The sequence below is a fragment of the Alicycliphilus sp. T452 genome, assembly GCF_054512775.1.
Genome location: NZ_JBTNEH010000012.1, coordinates 116,804 through 132,641, shown reverse-complemented (window position 1 = coordinate 132,641; position 15,838 = coordinate 116,804). Strand labels below are relative to the sequence as shown.

Annotated in this window: 11 protein-coding genes, 2 tRNA genes and 1 pseudogene; 7 read left to right on the top strand and 7 right to left on the bottom strand. The window is 68.9% G+C overall.

The genetic code is table 11. The features are described from left to right. Window positions 1-402 precede the first annotated feature (402 nt). Window positions 403-534, top strand: a pseudogene (locus tag ACX12L_RS12735) (sigma-70 family RNA polymerase sigma factor); the annotation flags it as partial. Here the strand turns inward: ACX12L_RS12735 and ACX12L_RS12730 are convergent. Next, complete coding sequence (locus tag ACX12L_RS12730; protein ID WP_459262926.1) at window positions 513-1,127, bottom strand: AAA family ATPase; 615 nt, start codon at window positions 1,125-1,127, stop codon at window positions 513-515. The pseudogene ACX12L_RS12735 and the gene ACX12L_RS12730 sit on opposite strands and share 22 nt — an antisense overlap. 1 nt (window position 1,128) lies before the next feature. Further along, complete coding sequence (locus ACX12L_RS12725; RefSeq protein WP_459262925.1) at window positions 1,129-1,464, bottom strand: TA system antitoxin ParD family protein; 336 nt, start codon at window positions 1,462-1,464, stop codon at window positions 1,129-1,131. Between the two features lie 210 nt (window positions 1,465-1,674). Between ACX12L_RS12725 and ACX12L_RS12720 the strand changes: the two genes are divergently transcribed. The 3 genes from ACX12L_RS12720 to ACX12L_RS12710 all read left to right on the top strand — a co-directional run bounded on the left by ACX12L_RS12720 (window position 1,675) and on the right by ACX12L_RS12710 (window position 5,037). After that, window positions 1,675-2,742, top strand: a complete 1,068-nt coding sequence (locus tag ACX12L_RS12720; protein ID WP_459262924.1) for an RNA polymerase sigma factor — start codon at window positions 1,675-1,677, stop codon at window positions 2,740-2,742. A 244-nt stretch (window positions 2,743-2,986) separates the two neighbouring features. Beyond that, window positions 2,987-3,472, top strand: coding sequence for a hypothetical protein (locus ACX12L_RS12715; protein WP_459262923.1), 486 nt, complete (start codon window positions 2,987-2,989; stop codon window positions 3,470-3,472). Next, window positions 3,469-5,037, top strand: coding sequence for a recombinase family protein (locus ACX12L_RS12710; protein WP_459262930.1), 1,569 nt, complete (start codon window positions 3,469-3,471; stop codon window positions 5,035-5,037). Before ACX12L_RS12715 ends, ACX12L_RS12710 begins: the two co-directional genes overlap by 4 nt. Here ACX12L_RS12710 and ACX12L_RS12705 read toward each other — a convergent pair. The 3 genes from ACX12L_RS12705 to ACX12L_RS12695 all read right to left on the bottom strand — a co-directional run bounded on the left by ACX12L_RS12705 (window position 4,996) and on the right by ACX12L_RS12695 (window position 5,686). Continuing rightward, window positions 4,996-5,071, bottom strand: a tRNA-Asn gene (locus tag ACX12L_RS12705). The genes ACX12L_RS12710 and ACX12L_RS12705 overlap by 42 nt on opposite strands. Window positions 5,072-5,123: 52 nt before the next feature. Continuing rightward, window positions 5,124-5,199, bottom strand: a tRNA-Asn gene (locus ACX12L_RS12700). 67 nt (window positions 5,200-5,266) lie between these two features. Further along, window positions 5,267-5,686 (bottom strand): YbaN family protein, encoded by a 420-nt coding sequence (locus tag ACX12L_RS12695; protein WP_459262922.1) that lies wholly within the window; start codon window positions 5,684-5,686, stop codon window positions 5,267-5,269. Between the two features lie 105 nt (window positions 5,687-5,791). On the opposite strand from ACX12L_RS12695, the gene def reads away from it, so the two are divergent. Both def and ACX12L_RS12685 read left to right on the top strand, forming a co-directional pair. Next, window positions 5,792-6,331: a peptide deformylase gene (gene def / locus ACX12L_RS12690; protein ID WP_459262921.1), complete on the top strand. Its 540-nt coding sequence runs from the start codon at window positions 5,792-5,794 to the stop codon at window positions 6,329-6,331. Window positions 6,332-6,562: 231 nt separating this feature from the next. Next, window positions 6,563-8,041 carry a nucleobase:cation symporter-2 family protein gene (locus ACX12L_RS12685; protein ID WP_459262920.1) on the top strand — a complete coding sequence of 493 codons (1,479 nt, stop codon included), beginning with the start codon at window positions 6,563-6,565 and terminating at the stop codon, window positions 8,039-8,041. 20 nt (window positions 8,042-8,061) lie between these two features. On the opposite strand, the gene ACX12L_RS12680 is transcribed toward ACX12L_RS12685, so the two are convergent. Both ACX12L_RS12680 and map read right to left on the bottom strand, forming a co-directional pair. Continuing rightward, on the bottom strand, window positions 8,062-10,695 hold the full coding sequence (locus ACX12L_RS12680; RefSeq protein ID WP_459262919.1) for a [protein-PII] uridylyltransferase: 2,634 nt from the start codon (window positions 10,693-10,695) through the stop codon (window positions 8,062-8,064). Between the two features lie 51 nt (window positions 10,696-10,746). Beyond that, window positions 10,747-11,565 (bottom strand): type I methionyl aminopeptidase, encoded by an 819-nt coding sequence (map, locus tag ACX12L_RS12675; RefSeq protein WP_459262918.1) that lies wholly within the window; start codon window positions 11,563-11,565, stop codon window positions 10,747-10,749. Window positions 11,566-11,745: 180 nt separating this feature from the next. Between map and purL the strand changes: the two genes are divergently transcribed. Further along, window positions 11,746-15,768 carry a phosphoribosylformylglycinamidine synthase gene (gene purL / locus ACX12L_RS12670; RefSeq protein ID WP_459262917.1) on the top strand — a complete coding sequence of 1,341 codons (4,023 nt, stop codon included), beginning with the start codon at window positions 11,746-11,748 and terminating at the stop codon, window positions 15,766-15,768. Window positions 15,769-15,838 lie beyond the last annotated feature (70 nt).

Sequence of the window (15,838 nt, the reverse complement as noted above, 5' to 3'; positions counted from 1 at the left end):
CAATGTGCTCACGTTGATCACTCCTGCTCCCCCGTGCTGAAAAATTCAGCACGATAGAGCGGCAACGTGGCTCAGATTTCAACGTGAACGCGTCCCGAAATGGCCCAGATTTGGAAATGAATCAACAGCAGAGCGGGTTTGCCCAAGGGGAGATCGGCTTTGCCGGAAAGACGAAGTACTCCGAATGGATGTTTCTGTATCAAGGGGGGCAGACGCGCTATGTGCCGCCACGGATGTTGGAGTATCAAGCGCCTGCCTCGTCACTGCCATGAACTCCAAACCGATCGCCCTTCATGGTGAGTCGGTCACGGCAGAGCGGTGGTTGTGGTCGATGTCGCCGGTGTAGGTAAGGCATCGAATGCTCGTTGCCAAAGGCCATGTCCTGCGCGCCGGCTTCATGGCCTGCTCTCTCGCGAGGAGCCCGTGCAGGCGCGCGAGCCGCGCACCTTCCTGACAACGGTGGCGCAGCGCGTGCTGGCCAACCACTGTCGCCGCCAGCAGCTCGAGCGTATCTACCTGCCCAGCATCGCCCGCGCCCATGCCGGCAGGGAGCCGGCTGGTTCGATGGTGCCTGCCCCGCTGCGCACCGCGACTAGGCGGGGGCCGCCCGCGCTCGTATCGATGGCATCGTAGAGATAGGCCACGTCCGCCAGCCGCACCGCCTGGGCGAGCATGGCCATGGTGCGCGGGTAGCGCGCCAGGATGCGCTCGGGCGGTACCGGATGGCCGCCTTCGCGCACGCGCTGCGCCACGCGCCCGAGCAGGCGCTGCGGATCGTCCAGTGCGACCACGTGCAGCGCAACCGTGTAGCCCTGGCGCTGCGCGCTGGCGATCAGTTCGAGCTTGGAAGGGTGCGAGAACACCGTCTCGCTGGCGAAAGGCTGGCGCGCGGCCAGGAGCGCGGCGCGGCGCCCGTCGGCCCAGGCCCGTGCGGCTTGCGAGCGCTGCAGGGGATCGGCAAGGTGCTGCAGGTGGTCGCGCTCGTGCAGGTCGGCGTTCACGAACTCCAGCGGCGGCCCGAGGATGCCTTCGCGCACCAGCGCACGGTAGAGCGTGGACTTGCCCGCGCCATTGGGGCCGGCCAGCAGGTGGAACCAGAGCGGGGCGGGCGGTGCAGGTGCCGCCATGTCAGGCGGTGCGGGTCCGTGCCTGGTTGCCCTGCACCACCTCGCGCACGCGCTCGGCCAGCGAGCCACGCGCCTGGGCGGCCAACAGCCGCGCTGTCAGGGCATCGACCGAGGCCGGCGCGGTGGCGCTGGAGCGTTCGGCGGCGGCGGCCTCGTATTGCTCGATGGCGGTGCGCGCCTCCTGCACGCTCAGGCCCGTGTGCTCGACGATCTGACCCAGCGTGGCCCAGTATTCGATCTGGCTCGCCACCGAGCGGCGCATGGGCTGCGCGGCCTGGCGGGCCTGCTCGACGAGCGCGTGGGGAAGCTTGACGGATGCGAAAGCGGTCTGGGCCATGGCGTTCTCCTGATTGGCGCATTTTGCGCCAATTTGCCGATTATTGCCATCGCTGCTCCCGCAGGCCGGCAAAAGGCCGTTGCGACGGCTTGCATGAAAAAAATCCTGCGCCCGGTGGTCTGGTTCTGAAAACCCGCTCATCGGTCCGGGCAGGCCAAAGAGAATCCGTATTGAGAACGATTCTCTTTCGCGTGGTTATCATCCGCGCCCATGGAACTGTCCGCCTCCTTCACCCGCGCGCTGCTGTCCGGCTTTGACCGCGCCTATGCCGACCTGCTGCGCGTGGCTACGCGCAGCACGGGCAGCCGCGAGGAGGCGGGCGACCTGGTCCACGACACCTGGCTCAGGCTGGCCGAGCATGTGCGCGGCATGCCCGGGGACAAGGCCGGCGGCGCCACGGCGGAGGAGGCGCCGCGCGATGCCACCGCCTACCTGGCCGTCATGGCCCAGCACATGGCGCTCGATGCGCAGCGCCGCTGCCAGCGCCATATGCGCTATCTCGACGAGGCGGCCGTGCACGCGCAGTTCGCGCCCAGCCATGCGCCCGACGTGGCCGACTCCGTCATGTACCGCCAGGCGCTGGCCGTGCTGGAGGACGCGCTGGCCGGCCTGCCCGAGCGCAGCCGCGCGGCCTTTGTCGCGCACCGCATGCATGGCGAGCGCCAGCCCGTGATCGCCGAGCGGCTGGGCGTGTCGCTCAACACCGTGGAGCGCGACCTGATCCAGGCGCATGCCTGCATCGAGGATGCGCTGCGCCGCTGGCGTGGCGGTTCCGATGCCGGCGCCTGGCGCGCGGGCCGGCGCCGCAGCCTCGGCGCCTTGCTGGGGCTGGCGGGCGTGGGCCTGGGCGGCTGCGTCGGCTGGCGGCAGTGGCAGCTGTACCGCGAGAGCCACGTGCAATGGCAGGCCCGCTGGAGCAGCGAGCGCGGCCAGCTGGCGCGGCATGACCTGCCCGATGGCTCCAGCCTGCTGCTCGACGCGGCCAGCAGCGCCGAGGTCCGGTATTTCGCGGCGCGTGGTGGCGCTGGCGCGCGGGGCGGCTTTCTTCGACGTGGCGCGCAACCCCGAGCGGCCCTTCGCCGTGCAGGCCGGCGGCGTGCGCGTCACGGTGCATCGAGCCTGATGGGCCATGCCGACCCCAAGAGCACCGCGATCTACACGGAGCTGAGCATCCGCAAGCGCACGAGCGTGGTCGACATGCACGGGCCGCTGGCCAAGATCACCACGCCCGTGAGCGAGCTGCTCAAGCGCATGCCCAGCGCGCGCAAGCCGGGCTGATTTCCCGCCCCCTTATTTTTCCACGGCATGAAAAGACTGATCCATATGCCCGTTCGTACCGCAGCTACACACAAACGCCACTCTGTCAGGCTGGCGCAGCCAGGAACCCGGCATCGCTGCGCGGTCTCGCGCCATCCCGCAACCTGTAACAGGAGCGGGCTAACTCGTGCGGCCATGTCGCTGCGTGCTCTGTCGAACCTCGCAGTGATCGGGGCGTGTCTCCCTCTGAACGATGGGGGCCGCGATGCATGAAAGGCGCAGTGGGATGCATGCAGGCGCGCAGCTGGACTGGGTCGAGGAGGCGACCGGCCAGGGGGTGGGGGCCCGGCAGGGCGGCGAGGCCGCACGGCCAGGGGGGGGAGGGTACCTGGATGAATGCACTCCAGCCCAGCTTTGGGAGAAGGCCCGGTTTCGCGAACTGGCCGACATGGGCCTGCCGCAGGTCTGGCTGGAGATCGCCCACGACCTGGGCTACGAGGCGTTCATGCGCCTGTGGCGGCGGCTGGACGCGGTGACGGCCATGCGCTCCGACAACAACTCGATGATCGAGGTGAAGCTGCGCCGCTTCGGGTCGTTCCAGCGCTACCAGCGCAACCGTTTTATCGAGACGCTGGCGGGCATGGGCCTGAGCAACCCTGCCATCCGCGATCGTGTCAAGAGGGACTTGGGTGAGGATCTGAGCGAATCTCACATTCTTCGCTTGGCCGGCCGTCGTAGAGTACGGGCATGAAGCGCGCCATCATCTACGCCCGCGTGAGCTCCAAGCGCCAGGCCGACGACGGGCTCCCGCTGGAGAGCCAAATCGAGCATTGCCGCGCCAAGGCCGAGGCCCTGGGCGCCATCGTGTCCAAGGTGTTCGTGGACGGCGGCAAGACAGGCCGCACCGACCTGCGGGCGGCGTTCCAGGACGCGCTGAACTACTGCGCGGTGATGGACGTGGACTACTTCATCACCTGGTCATCCAGCCGCTTCGCGCGCAACCACCTCGACGCGGGCAAGTACAAGGCCCTGCTGGCGCGCTACGGTACGCGGCTGCTGTATTCCAGCACCGAGCTGGACATTCGCACCGACGATGGCTGGTTCGTGGACGCGATCAGCGCCGTCATCGATGAGCGGTACTCGCGCCAGGTGTCAACCGACACCCGGCGCTCGATGCTCAAGGCCGCGCGCGATGGGTTCTTCCTGGGCGGGCGTGTGCCGTTCGGCTACGTGTCGGTGCCAGAGGGCAAGCGCAAGCGCCTGGCCGTGCACCCCACCGAGGGCTCCGTGGTGAAGACGATCTTCGGCATGTCCCTGCGGGGCTGCGGCACGAAGCTGATCGCCATGCAGCTCAACGCGCAGGGGATGACGATGCGCGGCCAGCCGTGGTCCAAGAACACCGTGAACTACATCCTGAAGAATGAGGTGTACGTGGGCCTGATCGTGTTCAACCGCCGCAGTGCGCGCGTGTTGAACCCCGAGGAGGACTGGATCAAGGTGCCCAGCCACCCCCCCATCGTGACGAACGAGGACTTCGAGAGGGTCAACGCCATGCTTGAGAAACGACAGCCGGCCAACGCCGGCGGGGCCACGCGCAGCAATTTCGCCTTCACCGGCCTGCTCAAGTGCGGCCGGTGCGGTTCCAGCCTGCAGACCTGCAGCGGCCGCGGCCGCAGTCAGGTGTACTACTACTACGGGTGCCGGGCCTCGCTCACCGGCAAGAACCGCTGCGAGCTGCCGCGCTTTCGGGCAGATCACTTCGAGGAATGGATGCTGGAGCAGCTGCTGGACCAGGTGATGACGCCCGAGCGCATCGAGGGCGTGATCCGGGAGGCCTACGCACACCGGCGCGACTGGGTGCAGGAACGTGCCGAGCGCCGGGGCGTAATCGTGAAGGACCTGCGCTCGCTGGAGCGGTCGCGCTCCAAGCTGTTCTCCATCCTGGAAGAACATGGGCGGGAGACGCCGAATCTGCCCGATCTGACCACGCGCCTGCGCGAGCTGAACGCGAACATCAAGCTGCTGGAGAAGGCCCTGACGGATCTGGAAAACGAGACGCTGGCACCGCCCGAAGTCGGGGCCATCGACCCGGCCGAGGCCTCGGAAGCGTTGCGGGGATTGGTGATGGACTGCAACGACCCTCGAAAGCTGCGCGAGTTCGTGGGGTCTTTCGTGAAGGAAATCACGGTGGGCGACGTGGAGGTCCTGGTGGACTATCACCCGGAATGCCTGGTGCAGTTGGACAACCGCACCAGGATTCGCAGTGCCGAGAATTGGCTCCTCAACCTGGGCTCGAACCAGGGACCTACGGATTAACAGTCCGGCGCTCTACCGACTGAGCTATTGAGGAATGATCGGTATCGTTATGGGAAGGCCTTGTGCGATTGCAAAGCCCTGAATTTTGGCTCCCCGACCTGGGCTCGAACCAGGGACCTACGGATTAACAGTCCGGCGCTCTACCGACTGAGCTATCGGGGAACAAGCCTTAGATTATATACACAAAACCAGCCTAGTTTGCCCACTTTTTGCCAAAACGGGGTGGCCTTCAGCGCTGCGGCTCGGGGCGCAGCCACAGCCAGGTGAGCACGCAGGCCATGCTCACGCATCCGCTGATGGCGGCCCAGCGCGGAATGCTGATCAGGAGCAGGATGAGGGCGCACAGCGCCATCATGAAGGTGGCGCTCCACTTGGCATGGCGGCTCACGCGTCCGCCGTTGTGCCAGTTGCGCAGCATGGAGCCGAAGAGCGGATGGTGCCAGAGCCAGCGGTACAGGCGCGGCGAACTGCGGGCCGCGGCCCAGGCGGCCATGAGGATGAACACGGTGGTGGGCAGGCCGGGTACGACGACGCCGATCACGCCCAGGGCCAGGCACAGGCCGGCGAACAGCAGCAGCAGCCAGCGCGCCGCTGCCGGCAGGGGTACCTGCTCGGGAACGGGAGGCACGGGCTCGGGGGGCTGCGGCATGGCTTCTATTGTGCAGGCATTGCGCAGGGGTATGCTCCATGGCCCGGGCGGCATCATGCCCTTTGGCCCGGCCCCTTTGGCCATCACCCAGCCTGCATACCCCATATGACCCTGCGCACCATTCTGAAGATGGGCGACCCGCGCCTGCTGCGCGTGGCCCGGCCCGTCGCCCGCTTCGACACCGACGAACTGCACGGGCTGCTGGCCGACCTGCTCGACACCATGCATGCCGCCAACGGCGCCGGCCTGGCGGCGCCGCAGATCGGCGTGGACCTGCAGGTGGTGGTGTTCGGCTCGGGCGCGCCCAATCCGCGCTACCCCGATGCGCCCATCGTGCCGCGTACCGTGCTGATCAATCCGGTGGTCACGCCCATCGGCGGCGAGGAGTCGCTCGATTGGGAGGGGTGCCTGTCGGTGCCCGGTATGCGCGGCATGGTGCCGCGCTGGCAGACGGTGCGCTACACCGGCTTCGGCGTCCGCGGCGAGCCGATAGACCGCACGGTCAGCGGCTTTCATGCGCGCGTGGTGCAGCACGAATGCGACCACCTGTGGGGCAAGCTCTATCCCATGCGCATGCGCGACTTCAGCCAGTTCGGCTTCACCGAGGTGCTGTTCCCGGACATCGGCACGGTCGAGGACGAGTGAGGGCCGCCGCAGCCCGTTCGCGGGCCGCGAATGGTGGGATGAAGGGTCAAAGACTGTATACATAACAGTATGCAATTTTTCCCGTAGCTGCTCGTAAAGTGCCACGCATGCCGTGGTCGAAGAGGCTGGGTGCGATGGCGAAGACGACGCGTATCCCGCAAAAAAGAGGACGGCGCAGCGAACCAAGAGGCCGCGAAGAGCCCTGTTCCAAGGACCCATCAGGAGACGACGATGAACACGCATTCCCTCAACTGCGCCCATGCGGCCCCACGGCCGGAGGACGAAAACCTGGGCCTGGGCGCCAACCTGGCCTATGGACTGCAGCATGTGCTGACCATGTACGGCGGCATCGTCGCCGTGCCGCTGATCGTGGCTGAGGCGGCCGGCATGCCGGCTTCCGACACCGGCCTGCTCATCACCGCCTGCCTGTTCATGGGCGGCGTGGCCACGCTGCTGCAGACCCTGGGCATCCCGTTCTTCGGCAGCCGCCTGCCGCTGGTGCAGGGCGTGTCGTTCGCCGGCGTGGCCACCATGGTCAGCATCCTGCAGACCGGCGGCGGCATGCAGGGTATCCTGGGAGCGGTGATGGCATCGGCCGTCCTGGGCCTGCTGATCGCACCGGTGTTCTCCAAGGTCACGCGCTTTTTCCCGCCGCTGGTCAATGGCTGCGTCATCACGGTGATCGGCCTGTCGCTGATCCCCGTGGCGGCGCACTGGGCCATGGGCGGCAACGCTCGCGCGGCCGACTACGGCAGCATGGGCAACATCGCGCTGGCGGGCATTGCGCTGGTGACCGTGCTGGTGCTCTCCAAGCTGGGCAATGCCGCGATCTCGCGCCTGTCGATCCTGCTGTCCATCGTCATCAGCACGCTGGTGGCGGCCCTGCTGGGCAAGGCGGATTTCTCGCAGGTGGCGCAGGGCGCGTGGTTCGCCATTCCCGCGCCGCTGCACTTCGGCTGGCCGGTGTTCAACGCCGCGGCCATCCTGTCGATGTTCATCGTCATCCTGGTCATCCTGGTCGAGACTTCCGCCGACGTGCTGGCGGTGGGCGACATCGTGGGCACGCGCGTCGATTCGCGCCGCCTGGGCGACGGCCTGCGTGCCGACATGCTGTCGAGCATCGTCGCGCCGCTGTTCGGCTCGTTCACGCAAAGCGCCTTCGCGCAGAACGTGGGCCTGGTGGCCGTCACGGGCGTCAAGAGCCGCTTCGTCGTGGCCTACAGCGGCCTGATCCTGATCGCGCTGGGCGTGCTGCCCGTCATGGGCCGCGTGGTGGCCTGCGTGCCGCCGTCGGTGCTGGGCGGCGCCGGGCTGGTGCTGTTCGGCACGGTGGCGGCCAGCGGCATACGCACCCTGTCCAAGGTGGACTACCAGAACAACATGAACCTGATCGTGGTCGCCACCTCGGTGGGCGCGGGCCTGATTCCCGTCGTCGCGCCCAGGTTCTACGCGCAGTTCCCCGACTGGTTCGCGACCATTTTCCACTCCGGCATCAGCGCCACGGCCCTGGTCGCCATCGTGCTCAACCTGCTGTTCAACCACTTCAAGCGGGGCAACTCGGACCAGCAGTCGGTGTTCGTCGCGGCCTCCGACCGCACGCTGAGCGCGCATGTGCTGGCCAGCCTGTACGACGGCGACGTGGTGGTCGACGGCAAGCTCTACGACAGGAACGGCAGGCTGGTGCCCGTGGCGGGCGCGCACGCGCACTGACGCGCCGATGACGGCCGCGCCTACTGGTCGGCCAGCGCCTGCAGCAGCTCGGTCTCGATGCGGATCTGCTGCGCGTTGTTCTGCAGCTCCGGGCCCTGGACCAGGAAGGTGTCTTCCACGCGCTCGCCCAGGGTGCTGACCTTGGCCAGCTGCACGCTCAGGCCATGGCGCGACAGTACGCGCGCCACCATGTACAGCAGGCCGGCGCGGTCGCTGGCGGAGATGCTGATGAGCCAGCGCTGGGCCTTCTCGTCGGGGCGCAGCATCACGCGCGGCGCGATGGGGAAGCTTTTGACGCGGCGCGACACGCGCCTGCGCATGGGTTCGGGCAGCGCGCCCTGGTCCTCGATGGCGCGCTGCAGGTCGCTTTCGACCATGTGGATGAGCTCGCGGTAGGCGCCGGGCTGACTGGAGGCAACGACCTGGAAGGTGTCCAGCGCGTGGCCGTTGCGCGCCGTGTGCACGCGCGCGTCCAGGATGGAGAAGCCCGCCCGGTCGAAGTAGCCGCAGATGCGGGCGAACAGGTCGGCCCGGTCGGGCGCGTAGACCAGCACCTCCAGCCCCTCGCCGGCCAGGGACAGGCGGGCGCGCACGATGGCCCGCGCGCTGCCCACGTGGCGCGAGAGGTGGCGCGTGTGCCAGGCGATGTCGGGCGCCTCGTGGCGCATGAAGTAGCTCACGTCCAGCGTCTCCCACAGGCGCTTGTGCGCCTCGTGGGGCAGGGCGCTCAGGGCCAGCAGGATCAGCGCCTCGCGCTTGCGCGCCTCGATCTCGGCGGCGGCGTCGGGCGCGCGCCCGCCCAGCACGCGCAGCGTGGCGCGGTACAGGTCTTCGAGCAGCTTGCCCTTCCAGGCGTTCCAGACCTTCGGGGACGTGCCGCGGATGTCGGCCACGGTGAGCAGGTACAGGGCCGTGAGGTAGCGCTCGTTGCCCACGCGCCGCGCGAACGCCGCGATCACGCCGGGGTCGGACAGGTCCTGCTTCTGCGCCACCTGGCTCATGGTGAGGTGCTCGGCCACGAGGAATTCGATGAGCCGCGCGTCCTCGCGCTCCACGCCGTGCTGGCGGCAGAAGCGCCGCGCCTCCTGCGCGCCGATCTGCGAATGGTCGCCGCCGCGGCCCTTGCCGATGTCGTGGAACAGCGCCGCGATGTACAGGATCCAGGGCTTGTCCCAGCCGGCGGCCAGCTGCGAGCAGAACGGGTACTCGTGCGCATGCTCGGCCATGAAGAAGCGCCGCATGTTGCGCAGCACCATGAGGATGTGCTGGTCCACCGTGTAGACGTGGAACAGGTCGTGCTGCATCTGGCCCACGATGCGGCGGAACGGCCACAGGTAGCGCCCCAGCACCGAGGTCTGGTTCATGAGCCGCATGGCATGCGTGATGCCGCGCGGCTGGCGCAGTATCTGCATGAACAGCGCGCGGTTGGCCGGGTCGTGGCGAAAGCGCCTGTCCATCACGGCGCGCGCGTTGTAGAGCGCGCGCAGCGTGCGCGCCGACAGGTCCTTCAGGCCCAGCGTGCTCTCGTAGAGCAGGAAGGTCTCCAGGATGGCGTGCGGGTACTTCTCGTACAGGTCGTCGCTGGCCACCTCGATGAGCCCGGCCTTCTCGAAGAAGCGCGGGTTGATGGGACGCAGCTCGTGCGTGGAGGGGTTGAGCCGCTCCTCTATGCCCAGCAGCAGGATCTGGCTGAGCTGCGACACGGCCTTGGCGGCCCAGTAGTAGCGGCGCATCAGCGTCTCGCTGGCGCGCATGGCCAGGCGCCGGCCGTCCGGCGCTGTGGAGCGGTAGCCGAAGGCCTCGGCCACGGCGGTCTGCAGGTCGAACACCAGGCGGTCCTCGCGCCGCTCCGCGAGCGCGTGCAGGCGCGCGCGGATGAGGAGCAGCAGCGCCTCGTTGCGCTCGATCTGGCGCACCTCGAAGGGCGTGGCCAGGCCGCTGGCCGCCAGCTCGCGCCAGTCGCGACCCAGTCCCGCCGCGCGGGCCGCCCACAGGATGAGCTGCAGGTCGCGCAGGCCGCCGGGCGATTCCTTGCAGTTGGGCTCCAGCGCGTAGGGCGTGTCTTCGTACTTGGTGTGGCGCTGGTGCATCTCCAGCGTCTTGGCGACCAGGAAGGCGCGCGGGTCCATCTGCGCGTCATAGCGCAGGCGGAAGTCCTCGAACAGCGCCGCGCTGCCGCACACCAGGCGCGACTCCAGCAGCGCGGTCTGCACCGTTACGTCGGCGGCGGACTCCGCCAGGCATTCGCTGGTGGTGCGCACGCTGGACCCGATCTCCAGGCCCGCGTCCCAGCAGCTGCCGATGAAGGCCTCGATGGGCTCGCGCGCCGCGCCGGCGGACGCATCTGTGCCATCGGGCAGCAGCAGCAGCACGTCCACGTCGGAATGCGGGAACAGCTGGGCCCGCCCGTAGCCGCCCACGGCCACCAGGGCCCAGCCTTGCGGCAATTGCGCACGCCTCCACAGCCGGCACAGCATCGTGTCGGCCAGCGCGGAGAGCTTGCGCAGCAGGCTGCGGATCCCGCGCGTGGAGGCGCCGGGCACGTGCAGCCTGGCCAGCAGGGCGGCCTTGTCCTGGTGGTAGCCGTCGCGCAGCGCGTGCAGCGCGGCAGGATCGGCGGGCGGCAAGGCGGGCGTGGGCTGGTGCGAGGGCATGGGGCGGATGCTGCAAAAGTCCTGTGTGCCGGCCATGTACCCGGGTGGCGCTCAGGTGGTGGTGGCCGTCACGAAAGAGGGCAGGGCGGGCGAGCCGGCCGACAGCGTGAGCACGTCGTAGCCCGTGGGCGTGACCAGCACCGTGTGCTCCCACTGGGCCGACAGGCTGCGGTCCTTGGTGATGATGGTCCAGCCGTCCTGGCCCAGTTCCTTGATGTCGCGCTTGCCCTGGTTGAGCATGGGCTCGATGGTGAAGGTCATGCCGGGCACCAGTTCCTGGCCGGTGCCGGGGCGGCCGTAGTGCAGCACCTGGGGGTCTTCGTGGAATTTCTGGCCTATGCCGTGGCCGCAGAACTCGCGCACCACCGACAGGCCGTGGCCCTCGGCGAACTTCTGGATGGCGTGGCCGATGTCGCCCAGGCGCGCGCCGGGCCTGACCTGCTGTATGCCCAGCCACATGGCTTCGTAGGTCAGGGCCGAGAGGCGCTTGGCGGCGATCGAGCATTCGCCGATCAGGTACATGCGGCTGTTGTCGCCGTACCAGCCGTCCTTGGTGATCACGGTGACGTCCACGTTGACGATGTCGCCCTTCTTGAGCGGCTTGTCGTTCGGTATGCCGTGGCACACCACGTGGTTGACCGAGGTGCACAGGTGGCCCGGATAGGGCGGGTAGCCCGGCGGCTGGTAGCCGATGGTGGCGGACACCGTTCCCTGGCTGGCCATGCACTCGGCACCCAGGCGGTCGATCTCGGCGGTGGTGATTCCGGGCTTGACGTAGGGGGCGATGTAGTCCAGCACTTCGGAGGCCAGGCGGCAGGCCTCGCGCATGCCGGCAATGCCTTGGGTGTCTTTGATGGTGATGCTGCTCATGGCGGAAATTATCCCATTCGCATTCATCCTCTGCAGGCGCCCGGCCGGGACGGAGGTGGCCGCCGTTAAAATACCGGGTTGCCACGCATACGCGCCACGGGGCGCGGCGGCCCCATTCAGCGGCCGCCGGCGCCCGGCGGCGGCAAGCCTTTTCCTCCCATCACTCCAGGCCGCTACACCGTGACCTTGCACATCACCACGCTGGAGGGCGGCAATGCCCTCAGTACCTTCCGCGCCCAGCAACTGCTGCCCCAGCTGCAGGCCATCCATCCCAAGATCGAAGGCATTGCCGCGCGCCACGTGCACCTGGTCGCGCAGGACGCCGCCCCCACGCCAGCCGGGCAGGAGCGCCTGGCCGCGCTGCTGCGCTATGGCGACCCCTACGGCGGCCCGGCCGACGGCGTGGCGCTTCTCGTCACGCCGCGCCTGGGCACGGTCTCGCCCTGGGCGTCCAAGGCCACCGACATCGCCCGCAACTGCGGCCTGGCCGTGCGCCGCGTCGAGCGCATCACCGAATACCGCATCGCCCTCAAGGGCGGGCTGCTCGGCGGCAGGCCCGAGCTGAGCGACGGACAGCTGCAGCAGGTCGCCGCGCTGCTGCACGACCGCATGACCGAATCGGTGGTGGCCAGCCGCGCCGAGGCCGGGCGCCTGTTCACAGAGCTGCAGGCCGAGCCCATGGCCTTCGTCGACGTGCTGCAGGGCGGCCGCGCCGCCCTGGAGGCCGCCAACAAGGCCTGGGGCCTGGCGCTGGCCGACGACGAGATCGACTACCTCGTGAACGCCTTCACGGGCCTGGCGCGCAACCCCACAGACGTGGAGCTGATGATGTTCGCCCAGGCCAACAGCGAGCATTGCCGCCACAAGATCTTCAACGCCCAGTTCACCATCGACGGCGTGGCGCAGGGCGTGACCCTGTTCGGCATGATCCGCAACACCGAGGCCGTCTCGCCCCGGCACACCATCGTGGCCTATGCCGACAACGCCTCCATCATGGAGGGCAGCGAGGTCGAACAGTTCTTTGCCAGATTCGACTCCGGCGCAGATGGGGCAAGCGCCCCGAGCTATCAAAAGAGAAGCGGCACGCACCACGTGCTGATGAAGGTGGAGACGCACAACCACCCCACGGCCATCTCGCCCTTCCCCGGCGCCGCGACCGGCGCGGGCGGCGAGATCCGCGACGAGGGCGCCACGGGCCGCGGCTCCGAGCCCAAGGCCGGCCTGACAGGCTTCACCGTTTCCAAACTGTGGGGTAGCGAGGTGGGCCGGCCCGGGCACATCGCCAGCCCGCTGCAGATCATGACCGAGGGCCCGCTGGGCGGCGCGGCCTTCAACAACGAGTTCGGCCGCCCCAACCTGTGCGGCTACTTCCGCGAGTACGAGCAGCAGGTGGGAGACGTCACGCGCGGCTACCACAAGCCCATCATGATCGCGGGCGGCCTGGGCACCATCGACGCGCGGCACACGAAGAAGATCGAATTCCCTGCAGGTACGCTCTTGATCCAGCTGGGCGGGCCCGGCATGCGCATCGGCATGGGCGGCGGCGCCGCCAGCTCCATGGCCACGGGCACGAACGCGGCCGAGCTCGACTTCGATTCCGTGCAGCGCGGCAACCCCGAGATCGAGCGCCGCGCGCAGGAGGTCATCAACCACTGCTGGGCTCAAGGAGAGCAGAACCCCATCCTCGCCATCCACGACGTGGGCGCGGGCGGCCTCTCGAACGCCTTCCCCGAGCTGACCAACGACGCGGGCCGCGGCGCGCGCTTCGACCTGCGCGCCGTGCCGCTGGAGGAATCGGGCCTGGCTCCCAAAGAGATCTGGTCCAACGAGAGCCAGGAGCGCTACGTGCTCGCCATCGCGCCCGAGTCGCTGGCCCGGTTCACGGCCTTCTGCGAGCGCGAGCGCTGCCCGTTCGCCGTGATCGGCGTGGCGACCGAGGAGCGCCGGCTGGTGCTGGAGGACGCGGCCGTGGCCGAAGGCGCGCAGAAGTACCCCGTGGACATGCCCATGGACGTGCTGCTGGGCAAGCCCCCCCGCATGCACCGCGACGTCGCGAGCGTGCAGCGCAGCTTCGCCCCCCTGAACGTGGACGGCCTGCCGCTGGAGAAGGCCGTGATCGAGGTGCTGGCCCATCCCACGGTGGCCTCCAAGCGCTTCCTCATCAACATCGGCGACCGGGCCGTGGGCGGCCTCACGCACCGCGACCAGATGGTCGGCCCCTGGCAGGTGCCCGTGGCCGACGCGGCCGTGACGCTGGCCGACTACCGGGGCTTCGCTGGCGAGGCCATGGCCATGGGCGAGCGCACGCCGCTGGCCGCCATCGACGCGCCGGCATCTGGCCGCATGGCCGTGGCCGAGGCCATCACCAACCTGCTGGCGGCGCCCATCGAGCTGCCGCGCGTGAAGCTGTCGGCCAACTGGATGGCCGCCTGCGGCGAGCCCGGCGAGGACGCCGCCCTGTACGAGACCGTGAAGGCCGTGGGCATGGAGCTGTGCCCGCAGCTGGGCATCTCCATCCCCGTGGGCAAGGACAGCCTGTCCATGCGCACGCAGTGGACCGAGGGCGGCGAGGTGAAGAAGGTCACCTCGCCCGTGAGCCTGATCGTCACCGCCTTCGCCACGCTGGCCGACGTGCGCGGCACGCTCACGCCTCAACTCGATGCCCAGGAAGAAGACAGCACCCTGGTGCTCATCGACCTGGGCTGCGGCAGGAACCGCATGGGCGGCTCCATCCTGGGGCTGGTAGCGGGCCAGAGCGGCCACGAGACGCCCGACCTGGACGACCCCAAGGACCTCGCCGCGCTCGTCGATGCCGTGAACGCGCTGCGTGCCAAGGGGCAGATCCTGGCCTACCACGACAGGAGCGACGGCGGCCTGCTGGCCACCGTGGCCGAGATGGCCTTCGCGGGCCAGGTGGGCGTGGCGCTGAACGTGGACATGCTGATCACCGAGGGCGACGGCATCAGCGACAGCCGCATGGACAGCGGCGAGGGCAAGAACTGGGGCGCGCAGGTCAGCGGCCGGCGCGACGCCCAGACCCTGGCGGCGCTGTTCAACGAAGAGCCCGGCGTGGTGCTGCAGATCCGCACGGCCGACCGCGCCGCCGTCATGCAGACCCTGCGCGAGCACGGCCTGATCCAGTGCAGCCACGCCATTGGCAAGACGCGCCCCATGGCGTCGCCGGTGGACGCGGGCAAGGGCGAGCTGCAGGTCTGGCGCGACGCCAGGAAGGTGTTTGGCGCCACCCTGTCCGACCTGCACCAGGTCTGGGACGCGGTGAGCTGGAAGATCTGCCAGCAGCGCGACAACCCGGCCTGCGCCGACAGCGAACACGCCGCCGCCGGCGACCCGGCGAACCCCGGCCTGCACGTGCGGCTCACGTTCGACCCGCTCCAGGACGTGGCCGCGCCCTTCGTCAGCACCGGCGCGCGCCCGCGCGTGGCCGTGCTGCGCGAGCAGGGCGTGAACTCGCACGTGGAGATGGCCTACGCCTTCACCGAGGCCGGCTTCGAGGCCTTCGACGTGCACATGACCGACCTGCAGGCCGGCCGCGCCCGGCTGGAGGACTTCGCCGGCGTGGTCGCCTGCGGGGGGTTCAGCTACGGCGACACGCTGGGCGCGGGCATCGGCTGGGCGCGCTCCATCACCTTCAACGAGCGCCTGTCCGAGCAGTTCCAGCGCTTCTTCGGCCGCGGCGAGACCTTCGCCCTGGGCGTGTGCAACGGCTGCCAGATGTTCGCCGAGCTGGCCGACATCATCCCCGGCGCCGAGGACTGGCCGCGCTTCACCACCAACCAGAGCCACCGCTTCGAGGCGCGCCTGTCCATGGTCGAGGTGCTCGACTCGCCCAGCCTGTTCCTGCAGGGCATGGCCGGCAGCCGCCTGCCCATCGTGGTCTCGCACGGCGAGGGCTACGCCAACTTCGAGCGCCGCGGCAACGCCGCCCGGGCGGTGGCGGCCATGCGCTTCGTGGACAACCACGGCCAGCCCACCGAGCGCTACCCGTTCAACCCCAACGGCTCGCCCGGGGGCCTGACGGCCGTGACCACCCGGGACGGCCGCTTCACGGCCATGATGCCGCACCCCGAGCGGGCGTTCCGCAACATCCAGATGAGCTGGACCGACCTGGCCGCCACCGGAGGCCCGGAGGCCCTGAGCCCCTGGATGCGCATCTGGCGCAACGCGCGCAAGTGGGTGGGTTGAGACGCAGCTCCTGCATGTGCTCCTGAACCGATAGCTGCCAGCGCTTGACCGGCAAGCGCTGGAGGCCAAA

Bases quoted from the DNA above. Each gene is read 5' to 3' on its own strand.
- ACX12L_RS12730 (WP_459262926.1), bottom strand. From the start codon at position 1,127: ATGGCGGCACCTGCACCGCCCGCCCCGCTCTGGTTCCACCTGCTGGCC.
- ACX12L_RS12725 (WP_459262925.1), bottom strand. From the start codon at position 1,464: ATGGCCCAGACCGCTTTCGCATCCGTCAAGCTTCCCCACGCGCTCGTC.
- ACX12L_RS12720 (WP_459262924.1), top strand. From the start codon at position 1,675: ATGGAACTGTCCGCCTCCTTCACCCGCGCGCTGCTGTCCGGCTTTGAC.
- ACX12L_RS12715 (WP_459262923.1), top strand. From the start codon at position 2,987: ATGCATGAAAGGCGCAGTGGGATGCATGCAGGCGCGCAGCTGGACTGG.
- ACX12L_RS12710 (WP_459262930.1), top strand. From the start codon at position 3,469: ATGAAGCGCGCCATCATCTACGCCCGCGTGAGCTCCAAGCGCCAGGCC.
- ACX12L_RS12695 (WP_459262922.1), bottom strand. From the start codon at position 5,686: ATGCCGCAGCCCCCCGAGCCCGTGCCTCCCGTTCCCGAGCAGGTACCC.
- def (WP_459262921.1), top strand. From the start codon at position 5,792: ATGACCCTGCGCACCATTCTGAAGATGGGCGACCCGCGCCTGCTGCGC.
- ACX12L_RS12685 (WP_459262920.1), top strand. From the start codon at position 6,563: ATGAACACGCATTCCCTCAACTGCGCCCATGCGGCCCCACGGCCGGAG.
- ACX12L_RS12680 (WP_459262919.1), bottom strand. From the start codon at position 10,695: ATGCCCTCGCACCAGCCCACGCCCGCCTTGCCGCCCGCCGATCCTGCC.
- map (WP_459262918.1), bottom strand. From the start codon at position 11,565: ATGAGCAGCATCACCATCAAAGACACCCAAGGCATTGCCGGCATGCGC.